The 19,264-nt window shown below is 74.6% G+C and carries 17 protein-coding genes and 2 pseudogenes; 8 read left to right on the top strand and 11 right to left on the bottom strand.

What is annotated here, in order from left to right; genetic code table 11:
• Nucleotides 1-43 precede the first annotated feature (43 nt).
• A pseudogene (locus ACOQFB_RS00585) lies at nt 44-199 on the top strand (HNH endonuclease); the annotation flags it as partial.
• A gap of 166 nt (nt 200-365) precedes the next feature.
• On the opposite strand, the gene ACOQFB_RS00580 reads toward ACOQFB_RS00585, so the two are convergent.
• The 7 genes from ACOQFB_RS00580 to ACOQFB_RS00550 form a co-directional block, all read right to left on the bottom strand.
• Nucleotides 366-1,958 carry a hypothetical protein gene (locus tag ACOQFB_RS00580; protein ID WP_421609177.1) on the bottom strand — a complete coding sequence of 531 codons (1,593 nt, stop codon included), beginning with the start codon at nt 1,956-1,958 and terminating at the stop codon, nt 366-368.
• A 10-nt stretch (nt 1,959-1,968) separates the two neighbouring features.
• A complete protein-coding gene (locus ACOQFB_RS00575; RefSeq protein WP_059438423.1) occupies nt 1,969-2,754 on the bottom strand; it encodes an outer membrane lipoprotein-sorting protein in 786 nt (261 codons plus the stop codon).
• A gap of 18 nt (nt 2,755-2,772) precedes the next feature.
• Nucleotides 2,773-4,080, bottom strand: a complete 1,308-nt coding sequence (locus ACOQFB_RS00570; protein WP_059438424.1) for an ABC transporter permease — start codon at nt 4,078-4,080, stop codon at nt 2,773-2,775.
• 2 nt (nt 4,081-4,082) lie between these two features.
• Nucleotides 4,083-4,670: an FtsX-like permease family protein gene (locus ACOQFB_RS00565; RefSeq protein WP_494492400.1), complete on the bottom strand. Its 588-nt coding sequence runs from the start codon at nt 4,668-4,670 to the stop codon at nt 4,083-4,085.
• Nucleotides 4,661-6,220 carry an ABC transporter permease gene (locus ACOQFB_RS00560; RefSeq protein WP_494492399.1) on the bottom strand — a complete coding sequence of 520 codons (1,560 nt, stop codon included), beginning with the start codon at nt 6,218-6,220 and terminating at the stop codon, nt 4,661-4,663. The genes ACOQFB_RS00565 and ACOQFB_RS00560 overlap by 10 nt, the downstream gene beginning before the upstream one ends.
• Nucleotides 6,217-6,930: an ABC transporter ATP-binding protein gene (locus ACOQFB_RS00555; protein ID WP_059438426.1), complete on the bottom strand. Its 714-nt coding sequence runs from the start codon at nt 6,928-6,930 to the stop codon at nt 6,217-6,219. The genes ACOQFB_RS00560 and ACOQFB_RS00555 overlap by 4 nt, the downstream gene beginning before the upstream one ends.
• Before the next feature lie 83 nt (nt 6,931-7,013).
• Complete coding sequence (locus ACOQFB_RS00550) at nt 7,014-7,196, bottom strand: CPXCG motif-containing cysteine-rich protein (protein ID WP_012528007.1); 183 nt, start codon at nt 7,194-7,196, stop codon at nt 7,014-7,016.
• A gap of 24 nt (nt 7,197-7,220) precedes the next feature.
• Between ACOQFB_RS00550 and ACOQFB_RS00545 the strand changes: the two genes are divergently transcribed.
• The 6 genes and pseudogenes from ACOQFB_RS00545 (at nt 7,221) to ACOQFB_RS00520 (ending at nt 13,718) form a co-directional block, all read left to right on the top strand.
• Nucleotides 7,221-7,895: a Smr/MutS family protein gene (locus ACOQFB_RS00545; protein WP_421609176.1), complete on the top strand. Its 675-nt coding sequence runs from the start codon at nt 7,221-7,223 to the stop codon at nt 7,893-7,895.
• Between the two features lie 104 nt (nt 7,896-7,999).
• Nucleotides 8,000-9,340 (top strand): TolC family protein, encoded by a 1,341-nt coding sequence (locus ACOQFB_RS00540; RefSeq protein WP_421609175.1) that lies wholly within the window; start codon nt 8,000-8,002, stop codon nt 9,338-9,340.
• Nucleotides 9,337-10,368, top strand: a complete 1,032-nt coding sequence (locus tag ACOQFB_RS00535; protein ID WP_421609174.1) for an efflux RND transporter periplasmic adaptor subunit — start codon at nt 9,337-9,339, stop codon at nt 10,366-10,368. Before ACOQFB_RS00540 ends, ACOQFB_RS00535 begins: the two co-directional genes overlap by 4 nt.
• Entirely contained in the window at nt 10,365-11,363 is a 999-nt protein-coding gene (locus ACOQFB_RS00530) for an efflux RND transporter permease subunit (RefSeq protein WP_494492398.1), read from the top strand. The genes ACOQFB_RS00535 and ACOQFB_RS00530 overlap by 4 nt, the downstream gene beginning before the upstream one ends.
• Nucleotides 11,255-11,845, top strand: a pseudogene (locus tag ACOQFB_RS00525) (efflux RND transporter permease subunit); the annotation flags it as partial. The gene ACOQFB_RS00530 and the pseudogene ACOQFB_RS00525, both read left to right, overlap by 109 nt.
• A gap of 430 nt (nt 11,846-12,275) precedes the next feature.
• Nucleotides 12,276-13,718, top strand: coding sequence for an efflux RND transporter permease subunit (locus ACOQFB_RS00520; protein WP_494492397.1), 1,443 nt, complete (start codon nt 12,276-12,278; stop codon nt 13,716-13,718).
• Here ACOQFB_RS00520 and mgtE read toward each other — a convergent pair.
• Genes mgtE through ACOQFB_RS00500 form a run of 4 tightly spaced genes read right to left on the bottom strand, consistent with a single transcriptional unit; the run spans nt 13,673 to nt 18,792 of the window.
• Nucleotides 13,673-14,998 carry a magnesium transporter gene (mgtE, locus tag ACOQFB_RS00515; RefSeq protein WP_059438431.1) on the bottom strand — a complete coding sequence of 442 codons (1,326 nt, stop codon included), beginning with the start codon at nt 14,996-14,998 and terminating at the stop codon, nt 13,673-13,675. The two genes, ACOQFB_RS00520 and mgtE, sit on opposite strands and share 46 nt — an antisense overlap.
• 11 nt (nt 14,999-15,009) lie before the next feature.
• On the bottom strand, nt 15,010-15,693 hold the full coding sequence (pyrF, locus tag ACOQFB_RS00510; RefSeq protein WP_421609173.1) for an orotidine-5'-phosphate decarboxylase: 684 nt from the start codon (nt 15,691-15,693) through the stop codon (nt 15,010-15,012).
• Between the two features lie 2 nt (nt 15,694-15,695).
• Complete coding sequence (locus tag ACOQFB_RS00505) at nt 15,696-17,015, bottom strand: DUF4388 domain-containing protein (protein ID WP_421609172.1); 1,320 nt, start codon at nt 17,013-17,015, stop codon at nt 15,696-15,698.
• A 52-nt stretch (nt 17,016-17,067) separates the two neighbouring features.
• Complete coding sequence (locus ACOQFB_RS00500; RefSeq protein WP_421609171.1) at nt 17,068-18,792, bottom strand: proline--tRNA ligase; 1,725 nt, start codon at nt 18,790-18,792, stop codon at nt 17,068-17,070.
• 26 nt (nt 18,793-18,818) lie between these two features.
• On the opposite strand from ACOQFB_RS00500, the gene ACOQFB_RS00495 reads away from it, so the two are divergent.
• The gene (locus ACOQFB_RS00495) at nt 18,819-19,169 is read left to right on the top strand and encodes a c-type cytochrome (RefSeq protein WP_421609170.1); all 351 of its coding nucleotides are present in this window, start codon (nt 18,819-18,821) and stop codon (nt 19,167-19,169) included.
• Nucleotides 19,170-19,264: the final 95 nt, after the last annotated feature.

Below are 19,264 nucleotides of genomic sequence, written 5' to 3'. Positions count from 1 at the left end.
CGAGACCTGAGGGCGGGGCGCGGGGCGCGGGGCGTGGTGGGCGCTGGGGCTCTCCGCAGGCGCGGCCCAGTACCGGAAGACCGCGGCCGAGCTCATCCAGCGGTACCCGGGGGTCGAGGGTGCGCTCCGGGAGGGCAAGCTGTGCCTGTCCTCCGTGTGCGAGCTGGCGAAGGTGGTGACCACCGACAGCTGCGCGGAGAGGGGCCCCTTCCCGCGCTGGGCGGCGCCTCGACGGCGGACAACCTCCGGATCCGTTGCCGGGGGCACAATCTCGAGGAGGCGCGGCGGGTCCTCGGGGACGCGCTCGTGGATGCGTACGCGGGGAGAGGGCGCGGCGTGCGGCTACGGGGACGCGAGGCCGCGGCTCACAGGCTCACGCGCAGCGCGACGCCGGCGTCCAGCACGGGCGCCTTGCCGAGCCGCGGGTCGGGCGGGGCGCCGAGGAACGCGGCGGCGCCGGCGGGGACCTCGTAGGCGAAGCGGAGCTCGCCGCCCTTGCGGCCCATGTGGCCGGCCACGAACGTCTCGACGCGCAGGTACGTCAGCACCAGCACCGAGTGGTCGAGCCGCACCACGAACGTCCGGTCGGAGAGGTTCCCGAGCGCGGAGAGCGTGAAGATGGTGTTGTTCCAGCGCCCGGGCTTCGCCAGCATCGCGTACGCGCCGGCGTAGTGGCGGCCCAGGTAGAACGGGCGGAACGCGGCCGGGTCCTGCTGCACCAGCGCGGGCGCGGCGGGGTTCGAGAGGTCGAGCCGCGGCGCGCCGGCGGCGAGGAACGGGTAGACGTCGGCGTCGGAGTACCCGGAGTCGTCGAAGAAGTACTCGGCGCCGACCGTGACGGCGTCCTCGTCGGAGTACTTCGCGGACCAGCTCCCGCCCAGCACCACCTGCGGGGTGAAGCCGCGCGGCTCGTACTGCGCGTAGCCGAACGGATCGGTGAGCGTGGGCGCGGTCTTCCGCCAGCGGGTGCCGTCGGCGCCGGTGCGCAGCGCGGCCTCGGCGTACAGGTCGAAGTCCCCCACCCCGCCGGACAGATCCACGCCGAACCGCGGCCGGTGGCCGTCCTGCACCATGGCGTCGAGCCCCAGCTCCGCGGTGCCGGCCACCAGCTCCGCCCGGCCGCCGGCGCCCACCCGGCCGACCCGGTCGGTGGCGCGCGCCTCGCCGGCCAGGTCCTCGAAGGCGAGCACGCCGTAGAAGTTCCACCCGCGCGCCTCCCAGGGCACGTGCACCTTCACCATGCTCGTGCCGCTGCGCGCGTCGTAGACGGCCAGCGGGTCGCGCTTCACCGGGTGGAGGAAGTCGGTGGGGTTCCAGAACTTGCCCACGCCCCACTTCACGTGCTGCTTGCCGGCGGTGACGAACGCGCGCCGGCCGAGGTCGAAGTTCACCCACAGCTGATCGAGCGTACCGCGCGGGTTCGAGGCGACGGTGGCGGCGGACTCGGTGACGCCGGCGCTGGGCTGGGTGAGCGCGACGCTGGCGCGCGAGAGCGTCGGGTCGTAGCTCATGCGCCCGAGCACGAACGCGCGGACCCGGTCGTTGGGCCGGGTGTCGAGGTACGTGTCGAGCAGGTTCGGCGAGGCGAGGTACCAGTCCGCGGGGTCCACGCCCTCCTGCCAGGTGCCGATGGCGCGCAGGTAGAGCTGCCCGCCGATGCGGAGCGGGTCCTCGCGCTCGCGCGAGATGATCCCCTCGGGCGGCGGGGGCACGGCGTTCGGCGAGCCGCCGCTCCCGAACAGCTCCGCCTCCACGTCCCCCCGCTCGCCGCGGTCGCGCGGGGCGGGGGCCGGCGCGGGCGCGGCGCCCTCGGCGCCGGGCGCGGCCTGGGGCGCGGGCGCGGCGGGCGCGCCGAACAGCTCGTCCTCGGAGGGCCGGTCCTGCGCGGCGGCGGGCGCGGCCGGGAGCGCGCAGAGCGCGGCCGCGGCGAGCAGCGCGGCGGTGCGGGGCGAGGGCATGGGCGCGCTCCTACCGGCTCTTCGACTCGAGCCAGGCCTTGGTGAAGAGGTTGGCCTCCAGCGGGCGGAGGTCGATCTCGCGGATCAGGATGAGGGTGGAGTTCCCCTTCTCGATCTCGTCGTAGATGCGGATCTCCTCGGGGTACCAGACCTCGCCCTTCTTCGACTCCGAGTAGATCTTCCTCCAGCGCGGCGTGTAGGTGGTGCGCATGAGCCGCCCGGAGAGCGCCACGTCCTGCCGCTTCAGGATGTTGAGCGTCGCCTTGTCCACCCACAGCCGCCGCACCGGGTAGGAGACGTCCACCCCGGGCTTCACCGTGAGCACGAGCTCGTGCACCTCGAAGACGCCCAGCTTCGAGTCGCCCTTCCACTCCGCGGTGTAGTCCTCGGAGAGGCGCGGCTCGGAGAGGTCGTCGCGCCGCGTGTCGGTGCCGCCGATGCGCTCGCGCTCGGTGCGCCGCTCCCACCGGCCGGTGGACGGCTCGTAGCTCCACAGGTTCTTGTCGATGCGCAGGTAGCCCTTGCCCGCCTCGGCCTTGGGCTTGGTGAACAGGAAGAGCTGCTTGTCGTCCTCGTCGCGCCGGTAGACCAGCAGCTCGTAGACGACGTCGGTCTTCCCCTTCTCCTTCGCCTCCATGTAGCAGAGCGCCTTCCAGTCGCCGGAGTTGCGCTGGCGGTCGTCGAGCGTGGCGACCACGCGCTTCAGCTCGTCGGGCCCGAGCGCCGCGGCGGGCGGCGCCGCGAGCGCCAGGGCCGCGGCGGCGAGGGAGAGGACGGCGGCGGGGCGTGCGTGCATGTTCGGGGATCCTGGGGTTCAGCCGATGTGGTGCATGGCGGTGACCGGCCGCAGGCGCGCCGCCCGGCGGGCGGGGAGCAGCGCGGCCACGACGGTCACCCCGGCGAGGAACAGCACGTCGGCGAGGATGGCGCCGGGCTGGAGCAGGAAGGAGAGCCGCTCCTGCATGAGGAAGAGCTGCATGCCCTCGGGCACGCCGATGCCGGCCAGGTTGAGCAGGAGCGCGATCCCGGAGGCGATGGCCGCGCCGGCCGCGGCGCCGCCGAGGCCGAGCAGCGCCGTCTCCAGCACGAACAGCCACAGCACCTTGCGGCGCTGCATGCCGATGGCGCGCAGCGTGCCGATCTCGCGGGTCCGCTCGCGGATGGCGATGGCGAGCGTGTTGAGGATGCCGATGACGACCACCACCATGAGCACGAACACGAGCAGCGCGGTGAGCGCGCGCAGGCCGAGGATGAACTGCTTGAACTGGCCCATCTCGTCTTCCCAGGTGGTGACGTCGAGCTTCTGGCCGGTCCAGTCCTCGCTCGGCACCTTCTGCATGAGCTTGATCCAGTACGGCTGCGACTCGGGCTCCATCACCCGCCAGCCCGCCTCGGCGAGCGCGGCGCGCAGCCGGCTCGCCACCGCCGGCGCGTCGGCCGGGTCCTTCAGGTACAGGTGCAGCGCGCCGGTGGCGGTGGGCGCGAGGCCGTAGAGCCGGCGCAGCGTGTCCCCCTGGATGAAGGCGCTGAACGCGGAGAGCAGCCCGACGTTCCGGGCGATGACCGCCACCCGGACGTCGGCGGTGTTGTTCACGCCGCGGGTGGTCGGGGCGGAGAGCGTCACCACGTCCCCGACCTTCACCTTGAGCCGGTCGGCCTGCCCCTGGAACAGCAGCACCGTGTCCGGCTGCGCCAGGTCCTCCAGCCGGCCCTCCACCGGCCGGATCACCTTCGCGAACCCGCGCTCCTGGGCCACCTCCACCCCGCCCAGCACCAGGTCCATCGACGAGCTCTCGGAGACGGCCTTGGCCCAGCCGCGCCCGCGCACCGCCACGTAGTCGATCTCCGGGACCAGCGCCCGGACCGTGTCGAGCGCGCGCGGGTACTCGGACACGATCGGCGCGGCGCTGCCCGAGGTGATCTTGAAGAACCCGCCCACGTTCACGTGGCCGGTGAGCAGGGTGGTGGCCGACACCATCATGGCCCGCTCCACCCCGCCGGTCAGGCTGGAGAGCAGCACCAGCAGCGCCGTCACCGCCGCGAGCGCGCCGCCCAGGAACAGGTTGCGCCGGGTGTGCCGGGTGAGGTTGCGGGCGGCGATCTGGAGGTCCACGCCGATCACGATCAGTCCTCCGTCGCCATCGCCTCGACCGGCGTGACGCGCATGGCGAGCAGCGCCGGGTAGAAGCCGGAGAGCACGCTCACCACCACCACCACCACGATCGACACGGCCACGCTGCCGCCGCCCAGGGTGGGCATGAGCGCCGGCCCCGAGAACAGGAAGTTGAGGAGGTCGGAGGTGGCGGGGATGCCGCCCGCCGCGCGCACCGCCCACACGCCCAGCCCGCCCAGGCCCGCGCCGGCCAGGCCGAAGGCCAGGCCCACCGAGGCGATCTCCACCAGCATCATCGCGAGCACGAACCGGCGCTGCGCGCCGATGGCGCGCAGGGTGCCGATCTCCTTCACCCGCTGCAGCGTGGCCATCACCATGGCGTTGTTGATGATGACGAGCGCGATGGCGAAGAAGATCACCACCGCGCTGTAGAGGATCACCCGCAGCAGCGTCACGAACTGGCCCACCAGCCCGGACGCCTGCTGCCAGTCGATCACCTTCAGGTGCAGCCCGGCCCGGTCCGAGGCCGCCTGCACGTCGCGCATCGTCTCGCGCAGCCGCGAGGGGTCGCGCAGGATCAGCGCCGCGTTCAGCGCCACGCCGCGGTCGATCTCCTCCTGCGAGTAGGTCCGCGTCGAGAGGTCCTCGGCGGGCCGGCCGCCCGGCGGTCCGCCAGCAGCCGCCCCTCGTCGATGCGCGCCGCGCGCGACTCGCCCTCCAGCGCGCCGCCGCCGCCGAACAGCGCGGCCTCGGCGTCCTCGCGCGCGAGGTCGGTGGCGCCCACCGAGCGCTTGATGGCGTCGATCTCCGCCGCCCGCTCGCGGGTCATGTAGCCGTACAGGTCGCGGAAGGACTGCAGGTCCATCACGCTCATCATCCCGGCGATGCCGGACTTCTCGATCTGCCGGAACTGGATGAACCCGTAGACCTTCACGTTCACCGAGTTGAAGTACCCGCTCTTCGCCGGCGCCTTGATGGTGATGGTGTCGCCCACGTTGATGACGTACAGGCGCAGGAGCGGGGCGAGCTGGTCGTAGAAGATCCGGTAGCGCGCGTCGAAGGTCGCGTCGTCCGCGTCGAACAGGCGGGCCAGCAGCGCGGGCAGCGCCTCCGCCGCCGCGGCCGGGCCGAGCGCGCGGCGCAGCCGGGCGGTGGCCTCCTCGGCCTGGATCGGGTCGAGCTGCAGGAGGATGTCCTTCAGCCCGGCGCGGTTCTCGCGCACCCAGCGCTGCAGCTCCTCGTCGTCCGCGATGCGGCGGCCGCGCCGGTCGCGGGCCTCCTTGATCTGGTCGAGCCGGCGGGCGTTCCGGAGCTTCAGCCACTCCTCGGCGTACTGCTTGCCCACCAGGATCCCGCGCCGGCCGCGCGGGATCATCTCGCCCTCCGCCACCTGCGCGAGCTGGAACGCGCGGAAGAACGCGTCCACGTCGGTGCCCACGTAGCGGATGAACGTGAAGCCGCCGTCCATCGACAGCTTCGCGATCCGGTTCTCCAGGAACTCGAGGTTGCCGTAGCGGTCGCGGTCGAACCCGGCCCAGAACGCGTCGTCCGCGGCGCGGGTCAGGTCGGCCCACTCCCGCCGCCGGTCCTCCGCGTCCCGGCCCTCCAGGTCGGCGATGCTCCGCGCCTGGCCGAGCTCGTCCCGGAGCAGCCCCACCATCCGGCGCACGTGCGCCTTGCGCGCCTCGTAGCCGCGCAGCGCCTCCGGCGAGCGGTCCCCGCCCTCCACGCGGCGCACGTCGGCCCGGAGCCGCTCCAGCGCCACGTCGAACACGTTCCCGGTCGCGACCATGGCCTGGTCGATGCCCATCGGCACCACCGTCTCCACGTTCGGGACCGCCGAGAGGACCTGCTTCACCTTCGCGAAGTCCTCGATGGGCTCGAGCAGCGACTCGCCGCGCAGCCCGCCGTACAGCTCCAGCGCGTCCTCCGAGCGGGCGTCGTACACCTGCAGCTGGCCGCCCAGGCTGCCCTGGATCGACGTGCGCATGCCCTTGTCGATCGAGTCGAGCAGCGAGAGCCCCAGCACCACCAGGAACGCGCCGCCCAGCACGATGGCGCCGATGATGGAGGTGCGGACCTTGCTCGCGGCCAGGTTGCGGAACGAGATCCGCAGGAGCACGAGCAGCGCGTCGCGCCGGCCGGTCACCGGGCCGCCTCCGCCGCCGCCCCGCGCCCCGCCTCGCGGGCGACGATGCGCCCGTCGGCGATGCGGATCACCGCGCTGGCGTGCGCCATCACCTTGGGGTCGTGGGTGGAGAAGACGAACGTGGTGCCGTCACGCGCGTTCATCTCCTTCATGAGGTCGATGATGTTCTCGCCGGTGGCCGAGTCGAGGTTGGCGGTGGGCTCGTCGGCGAGCACGAGCGACGGCGCGGTCACGAGCGCGCGGGCCACCGCGACGCGCTGGCGCTGCCCGCCGGACAGCTCGCTGGGGCGGTGGCGGGCGTGGCTGGCGATGCCCACCGCCTCGAGCAGCCCCATCACCCGCGCCTCGCGGTCCCGCCGCGAGAGCCCGCCCTGGAGGAGCAGCGGGAACTCCACGTTCTGGAAGACCGAGAGCACCTGGACCAGGTTGAAGCTCTGGAAGATGAAGCCGATGGTGCGCAGGCGCAGGTCGGTGAGCTGCCGCTCGCTGAGGCGCGAGGTGTCCTTGCCGTCCACCTGCACGACGCCGGTGGTGGGCGTGTCCACGCAGCCGATGAGGTTGAGCAGGGTGGTCTTCCCGCTGCCCGACGGCCCCGCGATGGAGAGGAACTCGCCCCGCCCGATCTCCAGCGTCACGTCCCGGAGCGCCGGCACCACCGTCTTGCCGAGCATGTAGTCCTTCGAGACGCCCTGCACCGCGACGATGGACATGCCGACGCTCCCCCGCGGCCTCGGAGCCGCGCGCCGCCGCTTCTACCCCAGGTGACTCCTACGGGCCAGCAACATCCCTTGGACTAGTCGTCCTGGCGCCCCACCGCGACCGCGAACCCGCCGGGCTCCTCCTCGACCGCGTGCACGGTCCAGGGCCGGCAGCATACCGGGCAGTCCTCGACGTACGTCTGCGACGCCCCGCCGCCCGGGTCGACGAAGATCGTCACCAGCTCGCCGCAGTAGGGGCACTCGATCTCGATGTCCAAGGTGCCCCCCGTTATAGTCGGGGCGTGGCGAAGCGGCCGTTCAACGAGGGCTTGCAGAAGCTGAAGGCGCTCTCGCCTCCCCGTGAGGAGCGACCCCGGCGGCCCGCGCCCCCTCCGCCGCCGACGCCGCCCGCGCCGCCCGCGCCGCCCGCGGAGCCGAGCGAGTCCGAGCTCTGGGCCCAGGCCACCCGCGGCGCGCGGCCGGTGGACCGCGGGCCGGACACCGTCGCCCCCGCCGCGCCGCGCGGCGCCGGGGGCGCGCACTGGCACCCGGACCTCGAGGCCATCGACGCGCTCCGCGCGCTGGTGTCGGGCGACGCGCCGTTCGACCTCTCCGACTCCGACGAGTACATCGAGGGCCGGGTGGCCGGGCTCGACCAGTCGGTGGTCCGCAAGCTCCGCCGCGGCGAGTTCGCGGTGCAGGGCCACGTGGACCTGCACGGCCTCACGCGCGCCGAGGCGAAGCAGGCGGTCGACGCCTACCTGCGCGGCGCGCGGCAGGCGGGCAAGCGCTGCGTCCTGGTGGTCCACGGCCGCGGGCTGCACTCCAAGGACCAGCTGCCGGTGCTGAAGGACGCGCTGAAGACCTGGCTCGCCTCCGCGCGCTTCGCGCGGCACGTGCTGGCGTTCGCGACCGCCCGGCCGGTGGACGGCGGCGCGGGGGCGCTCTACGTGCTGCTGCGCCGGCCCGGGCGATAGCGCGCAGCCCCGAGCGTTGGAGCCCGGGGCGGGCGGGAGGATTCGCCCCAGCCTCCCCGGGACGTTGCGGAAACCTTTGGGTGGCGCCTTGGCTCTGAGCCACCGTGACCACGCACATCCTGTCCAAGGCTTCCCGCCTCGCGACGCTCGCCGCCGCCGCGGCGCTCGTCGCGCCCGCCGCGGCCGCCGCCGCGCCGCTCACCATCGAGGACGCCATCCGCGCGGCCTGGGCGAGGAACCCGGGCCTGCAGGCGTCGGCCGCCCAGGCCGAGGCCGCCCGGGCCGACGCCGACCGGGCCCGCGACGCGCGCCTCCCCACGCTCTCCTTCACCGCCCGCGCGTTCCGCACCGACGAGCCGATGATGGCCTTCGGCACCCGGCTCGACCAGGGGCGGATCACCATGGCCGACTTCGACCCGGCCCGCCTGAACGATCCGCCGGGCATCGGCGGCATCGGCGCCGGCGCCGCCATCCAGCTGCCGCTGTTCATGGGCGGCCGGCTGCTCGCCGGGCAGCGCGCGGCCGGCGCCATGGCCGGCGCGGAGGGCGCCTCGCACGCGCAGCGGCAGCGGGAGATGGCCGCGGGCGTGGTGCAGGCGTACTTCGGGGCGCAGGCCGCGGAGGAGGGCGTCCGCTACGCGGAGGACCTGCTCGCGCAGGCGCAGGAGACCGAGCGCTTCGTGCGGCAGCGCGCCGCCCAGCAGCTCGCGCTCGAGGCGGACGTGGCCCGCGCGGTGGCGTTCCGCGCCCAGGCCGAGGCCGAGCGCGCCGCCGCCCTGCAGCGCCGCGCCACCGCCCGCTCGGCGCTCGTCATGCTGGCCGGCGACGAGGTCGCCGACGCCGAGCTGACCACGCCCATCGACGCGCTGCCCGCGCTCCCCGCGGGCGCGGCCCCGCCGCCCGAGCGCCCCGACCTGCTCGCCGCGCGCCTGCAGCGCGACGCGGCCGAGGCCGGCGTGCGCGCCGCCCGCGGCAGCCTGCTCCCGGCGCTGTTCGCGCAGGCGAGCGCCGAGACCCTGCGCACCCCCAGCCTCTCCGACGGCACCGCCTGGACCATGGTGGGCGTCATGGCGAAGTGGGACCTGTCGCTCGGCGACGCCCGCGCACTGCGGGCCGCCCAGGCCCGCGCCACCGCCGCCGGCGACGCGCTGGTCTGGCGCGAGCGCGAGGCCGCCCGCGAGGGCGGCGAGGCGCGCCGCGCGGTGGACACCGCCGACGCCCGGGTGCGCTCCGCCCAGGAGGCGGTGGCCGCCTCGGAGGAGGCGCGCCGGATGCGCGCCGCCCGCCATCGCCAGGGGCTGCTGCCCCTCACGGATCTGCTCGACGCCGAGACCGGGCTCGCCGGCGCCCGGGCCCTGCTCGTCGCGAGCCGGCTGGAGGCGCGCCTCGCGCGCGCCCGGCTCGCCCTCGCCCTCAACGCTCCCATCGAAGGACTCACGCCATGAACCACCGCACCCTGATGCTCGCGCTCGCGCTCGCCGCCCCGGCGCTCCCCGTCCCCTCCCTCGCCGCCGAGGCCGCGGCCGCCCCCGCGGCGCCGGTCCGCGTCCGCGCCGCCCGCGTGGACGGCGGCGGCGCCGGTCGCACCGTGGCCGCGAACGTGGTCGCGGTGCGCCGCGCCACCATCTCGACGCGGCTCGCCGCGAACGTCACCCAGGTGCACGTGGAGGAGGGCCAGCGCGTCGCCGCTGGCCAGCTCCTCGTGTCGCTCGCCGACAACGACGTGAAGGGCGGCCTGGAGGCCGCCGAGGCCGCGCTCGCGGCCGCCTCCGCCCACGAGAAGCGCATCGAGGCGCTGCTCGCCGAGCGGGCCGCCACCACCTCCGAGCTGGAGGGCGCCCGGGCCCAGCGCGCCCAGGCCGCCGCCGCGGTGGCCGGCGCCCGCGCCAACGTCGGCTACTCGCTGCTCCGCGCCCCGTTCGCCGGCACGGTCCAGTCGCGCCGCGTGAACGCCGGCGACCTGGTCGGCCCCGGCCAGCCGCTGCTCCAGCTGGAGGGCGACGCGCTCGAGCTGACCGCCAGCCTCTCCGACGACGAGGCCCGCGGCCTGGCGGTGGGGAAGGCGCTCCCGTTCCTCGCCGGCAGCACCCGCGGCACCGTCGAGATCACCGCGCTCACCCCGGGCGGCGATCCCCTCTCCCACCGGCGCGGGCTGCGCGCCCGCGTCCAGAAGGCGGAGGGCGAGCTCCGCTCCGGCTCGTTCGCGCGCCTGGTGCTGCCCGCCGCGGCCGGCGACGCGAAGGCGCCCGCCGCCCAGGCGGCGCTGTGGGTGCCGAAGAGCGCGCTGGTGCAGCGCGGCGACCTCACCGGCGTGTTCGTGGCCGACGGCGGCAAGGCCCGCCTGCGCTGGATCTCGCCCGGCGAGCCGGCCGGCGACGCGGTGCTGGTGCGGGCCGGGCTGCGCGGCGGCGAGACCGTCATCGACGCCCCCGGCGCGCTCCGCGACGGGCAGGCGGTGGAGGTGACGCCGTGACGACGCCGGAGCAGGGCCAGCGGCTGGGCATGGCCGGGCGCCTGGCGCGCCCGTTCCTGCGCTCCAAGCTCACGCCGGTCATCGTCCTCGCCTCCATCCTCCTCGGGCTGGCCGCGGTCTGGCTGACCCCGCGCGAGGAGGAGCCGCAGATCGTCGTCCCCATGGTGGACGTGATGGTGCCGTTCCCCGGCGCCAGCCCGCGCGACGTGGAGACGCAGCTCGTCACCCCGCTCGAGCGCCGGCTGTGGGGCATCCCCGGGGTCGAGTACCTGTACAGCTCGAGCCGGGCCAACGTCGGCTTCATCACCGTCCGCTTCAAGGTGAACGAGCCGCTCGAGCCCTCGCTGGTGAAGGTGCACCAGGAGCTGGGCGCGCACCCCGAGCTGCTCCCCTCCGGCACGCTGCCGCCGGTGGTGCGGGCGCTCACCATCGACGACGTCCCGTTCCTCACCCTGACGCTGCACGCCGAGGACCCGCTCCCGGCCGGCGAGCTGCGCAAGCTCGCCGAGGAGGTGGCGCGCGAGCTCGCCGACGTGCCGCGCACCGCGAACGTGCAGGTGGTGGGCGGCGCGCGCCGCACCGTGCGCGTCGAGCCGGATCCGGCGCGGCTGCGCGCGCTGTCGGTGTCGCTCGCCGAGCTGCACCAGGCGCTCCAGGGCGCCCAGGCCCAGCTCCCGGCCGGCGCGCTGGTCGAGGGCGGCAGGCGCGTCGAGCTGGAGGCGCAGGGCTTCGCCCGCTCCGCCGCCGAGCTGGACCGGGTGGTGGTGACCGTCCGCGACGGCCGGCCCATCTACGTGGAGGACGTGGCCCGCGTGGTGGACGGCCCCGAGCCCGAGCCGGCGGTGGTGCTCACCGCCGAAAGGGCAAGGAGGGCTTCGAGCAGGCGGTGTCCATCGTGGTCGCGAAGCGGCCGGGCACCAACGCCACCGAGCTCGCCCACGAGGTCATGGCCAAGGTGGACGCGCTCCGCGGCGGCCTCATCCCGGCCGGCGTGAAGGCCGACGTCACCCGCAACTACGGCGAGACCGCCGGCGAGAAGTCGAACGAGCTCATCGAGCACCTGCTCATCGCCACGCTCTCGGTCATCGCGCTCATCCTGCTCGCCATGGGCTGGCGCTCGGCGGTGGTGGTCGCGGTGGCGGTGCCGGTCACGCTGGCGCTCACCCTCCTCATCACCTACCTGAACGGCTACACGCTCAACCGCGTCACGCTGTTCGCGCTCATCTTCTCCATCGGCATCCTGGTGGACGACGCCATCGTGGTGGTCGAGAACATCCACCGCCACCTGCACCTGCCCGGCCCGAAGCGCAGCTTCGCCCAGGTGGTGCTGGACGCGGTGGACGAGGTCGGCAACCCGACCATCCTCGCCACGGTCGCGGTGATCGCGGCCATCCTGCCGATGGCCATGGTCCGCGGGCTGATGGGCCCGTACATGCGCCCCATCCCCGTGGGCGCGAGCGTCGCGATGGTGTTCTCGCTGCTCATCGCGTTCGTGGTGAGCCCCTGGGCCGCCATGAAGGTCTTCCGCAAGGAGGCGCACCTCCCCGACACCGACGCCACCGGGCTCCACCCGGCGGATCCGGGCCACGAGTCGCCGGAGCCGGCCTCGGCCGAGCCCCACGCCGTGGCGGAGTCGGCGCCCGAGGGCCGCGTGGCCCGCCTCGACCGAAAGGTCATCCGCGCGCTGCTCGGCTCGTGGAAGGTGCAGCTCGGCTTCATGGCGCTGGTGACGGCGCTCCTGCTCGGCGCGGTGGCGCTGCTCTTCACCGGCGCGGTGAAGGTGAAGATGCTGCCGTTCGACAACAAGAGCGAGTTCCAGGTGCAGCTCGACCTGCCCGCCGGCGCGGCGCGCGAGGAGGCTGGCGCTGGGCCAGGACGTCGCCCGCCGGCTGCTGGCCGAGCCGGAGGTGGAGAGCGTCCAGGTGCACTCCGGGGTGGCCGCGCCGTTCACCTTCGTCGGCATGGTCCGCCACAGCTTCATGCGCGAGGCGCCGGAGATGGTGGACCTGCAGGTGAACCTCTCGCCCAAGGGCGAGCGCAAGGCCGCCAGCCACGCCATCGCGGTGCGGGTCCGCCCGCTCATCGAGGCGCTGGCGCACCCCGCCGGCGCGCGCGTGAAGGTGGTCGAGATCCCGCCGGGCCCGCCGGTGCTCGCCACCATGGTGGCCGAGATCTACGCCCCGTCGGCGCAGGAGCGCGACCGCCTGGGTCGCGAGGTCAAGGCCGCGTTCGAGGCGGTGCCGGGCGTCGTGGACGTGGACTCGACGCTCAACCCGACGAACCCCAAGCTGGCGCTCTCGGTGGACCGCGAGAAGGCGGCGCTGCACGGCGTGCAGCCCGCCCACGTGGTGCAGACGCTCGCCGCGGCGGGCTACGGCGCGCCGCTCGGCACGTTCCACGGGTCCCAGGGCGCGGCGCAGGTGCCGGTGGTGCTGCAGCTCGCGCCGGCGCAGCGGACCCGCCTCGACTCCCTGCTCGCGCTCACCGTCCCGGGCGCGCGCGGGCTGGTGCCGCTGTCCGAGCTGGTGCACGTCGAGGAGACCCGCGAGGCGCCGGAGATCCAGCACAAGAACATGAAGCCGGTGACCTACGTCACCTCCGACCTGGCCGGCGAGATCGAGAGCCCGCTGTACGCGCTGCTGGCCCTGAACCAGAAGCTCGAGGGGCTGAGGGGCGACCGCGGCGAGCCGGTGGCCCGCTACGGCCTCGCCCACCCGCCCGACACCGAGCACGCCTCGATGAAGTGGGACGGCGAGTGGCACATCACGCTGGAGGTGTTCCGCGACCTCGGCCTCGCCTTCGGCGCGGTGATGCTGCTCATCTACGTGCTCATGGTGGGCTGGTTCCAGAGCTTCTCGATGCCGCTCGTGATCCTGGTGCCCATCCCGCTGTCGCTCGTCGGCATCCTGCCGGCGCACGGGCTGTGGGGCGCGTTCTTCACCGCCACGAGCATGATCGGCTTCATCGCCGGCGCCGGCATCGTGGTGCGCAACAGCATCATCCTGGTGGACTTCGCCGAGCTGAAGCTGCGCGAGGGCATGCCGCTCGCCGCGGCGGTGGAGGAGGCGGTGCTGGTCCGCTTCCGCCCCATGGCGCTCACCTCGCTCGCGGTCATCGTGGGCAGCGCGGTGATGCTGGCCGACCCCATCTTCCAGGGGCTGGCGGTGGCGCTCATGGCGGGCGCGGTGGCGTCCACCCTGCTCTCGCGCTACGCGGTCCCGGTGATCTACTACGTGCTGGCGCGGCGCGGCCGCGCGGCCGAGCTGCAGCGCGAGGGGGCGCGGGCCGCCGAGCTCGCCACCGCTCAGAGCAGCGTGCCGGAGAGGATGAGCGTCGCCGTGGTGAAGTAGATGACGAGCCCGGTCACGTCCACCAGCGTGGCCACGAACGGCGCGGAGGCGCTGGCGGGGTCGAGCTTCAGGCTGCGCAGCACGAACGGCAGCAGCGAGCCCGCCAGCGTCCCGAACGTCACCACGCCGATCAGGCTGCAGAACACGGTGGAGGCGACCAGCAGGTAGTGCTCGCCGTAGGTGGGCCGCACCGCCTGCCACAGCACGATGCGCAGGAACCCGATGGTGCCGAGCACGGCGCCGAGCGCGAGCCCGGCGCCGATCTCGCGCCGCATCACCCGCCACCAGTCGCGCAGCCGGACCTCGCCGAGCGCCATGGCGCGGATGACGAGCGTGGTGGCCTGCGAGCCGGAGTTGCCGCCCGAGGAGATGATGAGCGGCACGAACAGCGCCAGCACCACCGCCCGCGCGATCTCGTCCTCGTAGCGCGCCATGGCGGTGGCGGTCAGCATCTCGCCCAGGAACAGCGCGGCGAGCCAGCCGGCCCGCTTCTTCACCATGGCGGTGAAGCCGACCTCGAGGTACGGCGCGCCCAGGGCCTCCATACCGCCGATCTTCTGGATGTCCTCGGTGGCCTCCTCCTCGACCACGTCCACGATGTCGTCCACCGTGACGATGCCCTTGAGGTGCCCCTCGGCGTCCACCACCGGCAGCGCCATGAAGTCGGTGTCGCGGAACACGCGGCTCACCGCCTCCTGGTCCTGGTCGTCGCGGACGGTGACCGGGTCGGCGCGCATGATGTCGCGCACCCGGCGCCCCGGCTGCGCCGCGAACAGCTCGCGGAAGCTCACCACCCCGAGCAGCCGCTGCGCGTCGTCGAGCACGTAGACGTAGTAGATGGTCTCGAGCCGCTCCTGGGCCTGCCGGCGCAGGTAGATGATGGCCTCGTCCACCGTCATGTCCGGCCGGAGCCGCGCGTAGCGCGGGCTCATCAGGCCGCCGGCGTCGTCCTCGGCGTAGGCGAGCAGCGCGCGCACGTCGCGCCGCGTCTGCTCGTCCAGCAGCCCGAGCAGCCGCTCGCGCTCCTCCGGCTCGGCCGCCTGCACCAGGTCGGCGGCGTCGTCCGGCGCGAGCAGGCGCGCCCAGGAGCGCTGCTCCTCGTGCGGCACGGCGCGGAGGAGATCGGCCTGGTCGCGCGCGGAGCGCGTCAGGAACAGGTCCTCCGCCTCCGCCCGAGGCAGCAGGTGGAAGCCCTCCACCCGGTCCTCGGGGGAGAGCACCGGCCAAAGGTCCGCCAGCTCGTCGGCGGTGACCTCCTCGCGCGCCTCGGTGTCGGCCATGCGTCGCCCCGCTAGAGCCCGGCGGCGATGGCGCGCGCCGCGGCGGCCGGATCGGCCGCGTCGCGGAGCGGCCGCCCCACCACGATGACGTCGGCGCCGGCGCGCACCGCCTCGGCCGGCGTCGCCACCCGGGCCTGGTCGCCCTTCGCCGCGCCCGCCGGCCGCACCCCGGGCACCACCAGCAGCGGGCCGGCCCCCACCGCCGCGCGCACCGCCGCCACCTCGTGCGGCGAGCAGACGATCCCGCCGGCGCCGGCGTCCACCGCGAGGCGCGCCAGCCGCACCACCGCCGCCTCGGGCGGGCCGGCGAGGCCGATGGCCTCGAGCGCCGCCGCGTCCAGGCTGGTGAGCACCGTCACCGCCAGCACCCGCACGCCGGGGCCGGCGCCGCGCACGGCCGCCCTCACCATCTCCGCGCCGCCGGCGGCGTGCACGGTGAGCAGCGCCGCGCCGCTCGCGGCCGCGCTGCGCGCCGCGCCCTCCACGGTGTTGGGGATGTCGTGCAGCTTCAGGTCGAGGAACACCGGCCGGCCGAGCGCCGCCGCGGCGCGCACCGCCGCGGGCCCCTCGGCCGCGAACAGCTCGAGCCCGACCTTGAGGAGCCCGACCTCCGGAGCGACCGCGCGCGCGAACGGCTCGGCCGCGGCGGAGGTGGGGAAGTCGAGCGCGGCGCAGATCCGTTCCGACGGCTTCATGGCTAGGCCTTTCCGACCTGCATGCGCCCGACCTCGCGCAGCAGCGCGTCGGCCTCGGGGCGGGGCAGGCAGTTCTTCACCTCGAACAGCGCGAACGCGAGCAGGTCCTCGAGCGCCTCCAGCGCCCGGGCCCGCGCCGCGGCGCCGGTCCAGGTCCCGACCGCGAGCACGTTCGCGAGCACCAGCATCACGTCCACCGACCCGTCCTCGGCCAGGCGGACGCCCTCGAACAGCGCGCGCTGCTTCGGGGGCAGGCGGTCGAAGTAGGTGTTGAGCCGCGCCGAGGCGTCCGGCTGCGCGGCGGCGAGCGCCTGGTGCACGCGCTGGAAGATGCGGCGGTACGTCTCGAACGGCCCGGAGGTCCGCAAGCCGGGCGGCGGGGTCGGGCGCGGCGTCTCCGGTGCCGGCTCGGGCGCCGGGACCGCGGGCAGGGCCGGGACCGCGAGCACGCCGCGGCGCACCAGCGCCGCCGCGGTGGCGAGCGCCTCGCGCAGGGTGAGGCTGGCGGCCCGCGCCGCCTCGGGGAGCGTGCGCGCCCCGTCCACCGCCTCGACGAGCCGCGCCTCCAGCGGGGCGAGCCCGCCGGCGTCCGCGCCGGCCCGGGCCCGGCGCAGCACCACCTCGCGCCCGCCCAGCTCGCGGCCGAGCTGCTCCGCCTCCTCCACCCGCCGCATGCCCTCCAGCAGCAGCTCGCGGGTGCGCTGCGGCAGCTTCACCGCGTTCTGCTCGTCGGTCCGGCCCTCCAGGAAGGCGAACGTGCCCGCGGCCTCCAGGAAGGAGCCCATCAGGATCTCCGTCACCTGGAGCGTCATCCCCTCGTAGAGCTGGCCGGGCGAGAGCAACCCCTGGTCCACCAGCACCTGCCCGAGCGGGTGGCCGGCGGAGACCAGGTGCCGGCAGCGCTCCAGGTCCTCGTCGCGGACCAGCCCGGACCGCACCAGCATCGGGCCGAGCCGCTCGGCGGGCTCCGACGACGAGGCGAACACCACCTGCCCGTCCCGGAAGAAGATGCTGCGCCGCCGCAGCTGCTCGGGCCGGTCCGGCGCGGCGGCATGCTCGCCGTCGGCGCCGAACGCGAGCAGCAGCACGCCGGTCTTGAGCGAGGTGAACACGAACTGGATCACCTCGGGCACCGACAGCGCCGAGAGCGAGCCCGCGAACCACGAGCGCGGCGTCTCGCCGCGCGCCGGGGCGATCAGCGCGAACGCGCCGCGCGCCGACACCAGCTCGGCGTCGCCGCCCCCTGCGAGCCCCAGCGCCTCCGCCTCGCGCGGCGGCAACGTGACCTGGCCCTCGGCCCCCACCGACAGCTTCGCGCGCATCCACCCCTCCGCTGCCCGGCGCGGCGGGATGCGCCCGCCCGGGCCGGACCGACTACGTCCCCCCCCGGACCGCCTCGGCCGCCTTGCGCGCGACCTCGGCCAGCGGGACGAGCTCCACCGCGCCGCCCTTGCGCAGCTTCCACTCCACGTTGCCGGCGGCGAGCCCCTTCTTCCCCACCGCGATGCGGACGGGGATGCCGAGCAGGTCGGCGTCCTTGAACTTCACCCCGGCGCGCTCGTCGCGGTCGTCGAACAGCACCTCGACGCCCTCCTCCCCGAGCGCGGCCACCACCTCCTCGGCCGCCTTGCGCAGCTCGGGCTCGGGCCCGAGCGTGAGCACGGTGGCGTGGAACGGCGCGATGGCCATCGGGAACACGATGCCGTTGTCGTCGTGGTGCAGCTCGATCGCCGCGGCCAGGATGCGCTCCACGCCGATGCCGTAGCTGCCCATGATGATGGGCACCTGCTTGCCCTCGGCGTCGAGCACGGTCGCCTTCATCGACTCGGAGTACTTGGTGCCGAGCTTGAAGATGTGGCCGACCTCGAGCGCCTTGAAGACCTCGAGCGCGCCCTCGCAGCGCGGGCAGCCCTCGCCGGCCTTCACCGTGCGCAGCTCGGCCAGCGTGGCGCCGTGGGCGAGGAGGTCGCGCTTCACGTCCACGCCGCGGAGGTGGAAGCCGTCCTCGTTCGCGCCGGTGACCATGTCCTTGCGGTCGGCGAGCGACGGGTCGACCACCACGCGCGCCTTCGTGAACCGCACCGCGCCGAGCGAGCCGGCGTGCGCGCCCATGAGCGGCGGGATCTCCTCGGGGTGCGCCGGGCGGACCACCTGCGCGCCGGTGGCGGTCTGGAGCTTCGCCTCGTTCAGCTCCTGGTCGCCGCGCACCACCGCGACGACCGGCTGCTCGTCGGCGAGGTAGACGAGCGTCTTCAGCTGCCGCCGGGCCGGCACCGAGTGCGGCGCCCGCTCCAGCGCCTCGATGGTCACGACGCCGGGGGTGGCGAACTTCTCGGGCACGGCGAGCCCCGGGCCGTCGGCCTCGGCGGCGACGCGCGAGGTGGCGGTCTCGGTGTTGGCGGCGTACCGGCACCTCGGGCACGCGGCCACCAGGTCCTCGCCGGCGTCGGTGCGCACCATGAACTCGGAGGACTCGCTGCCGCCCATCGAGCCGGAGTGCGCCTGCACCGCCACGAAGTCGAGGCCGCAGCGGGTGAAGATCTTCTCGTACGCGCGGCGCTGGTCCTCGTAGCTCCTGTCGAGGCCGGCCCGGTCCACGTCGAAGGAGTACGCGTCCTTCATGGTGAACTGGCGCACGCGCAGCAGGCCGGACTTGGGCCGCGGCTCGTCGCGGAACTTGGTCTGGATCTGGTACCAGACCTGCGGGAGCTGCCGGTAGCTGCGCAGCTCGTCCCGGGCGATGGCGGTGAAGATCTCCTCGTGCGTCATGCCGAGGCCGTAGTCGCCGCCCTTGCGGTCCTTCAGCCGGAACATGTTGTCGCCCATCACCTCCCAGCGGCCGGACTCCTTCCAGATCTCGGCCGGGTGGAGCGCGGGCAGGAAGAACTCCTGGCCGCCGATGGCGTTCATCTCCTCGCGGACGATCGCCTCGATCTTGGTGAGGGAGCGCTTCGCGAGCGGCAGGTAGTCGTAGATGCCGGCGCCGAGCTGGCGGATGAAGCCGGCGCGGACGAGCAGCTTGTGGCTCGCGACCTGCGCGTCGGCGGGCGCTTCCTTCAGCGTCGGGATGAAGGCCTGGCTGTAGCGGACGGCGTGCATGGGGGTGGGTTATACAATGGAACCCCATGCCTGCGCGCACCCGCTATGCGCTCGTCGCCGCGGTGGTCCTGGCGCTGGGGGCGGCGCTCCTGTCGCAGCTCCCGGCCGGCACCTTCGGCCCGCGCGCGCCCCCGCCGGTCGAGACCCCGGAGCTCGCCGCACAGGGGAAGCGCGTGCTCACCCAGCAGTGCTGGCACTGCCACCGGGAGATCCCGCTCGCCCCGCGGGTCGCGGGCTGGGACGCCCCGCGCGCGTACGAGGCGCTGGGCCGCCTGCCGGAGCTGAACCGGGCCATGCCGCCGTTCCGCGGCACCGACGCCGACCGCCGCGCGCTCGCGGCGTACCTGGCCGCGCTCGCGGCGGGCCGGGCGCCCTGACCCTTCGACTCCGGCGGCGCCGATGGCACCGCCTACGCTCAGGGTGAGCGGATCTGCACGATCCGCTCGTCGGAGCCTGCTCCGGGGTTGCCGAA

The sequence above is a fragment of the Anaeromyxobacter sp. Red801 genome (genome assembly GCF_049201065.2).
Taxonomy (GTDB): domain Bacteria; phylum Myxococcota; class Myxococcia; order Myxococcales; family Anaeromyxobacteraceae; genus Anaeromyxobacter.
This window is presented reverse-complemented; position numbering and strand designations above follow the sequence as displayed.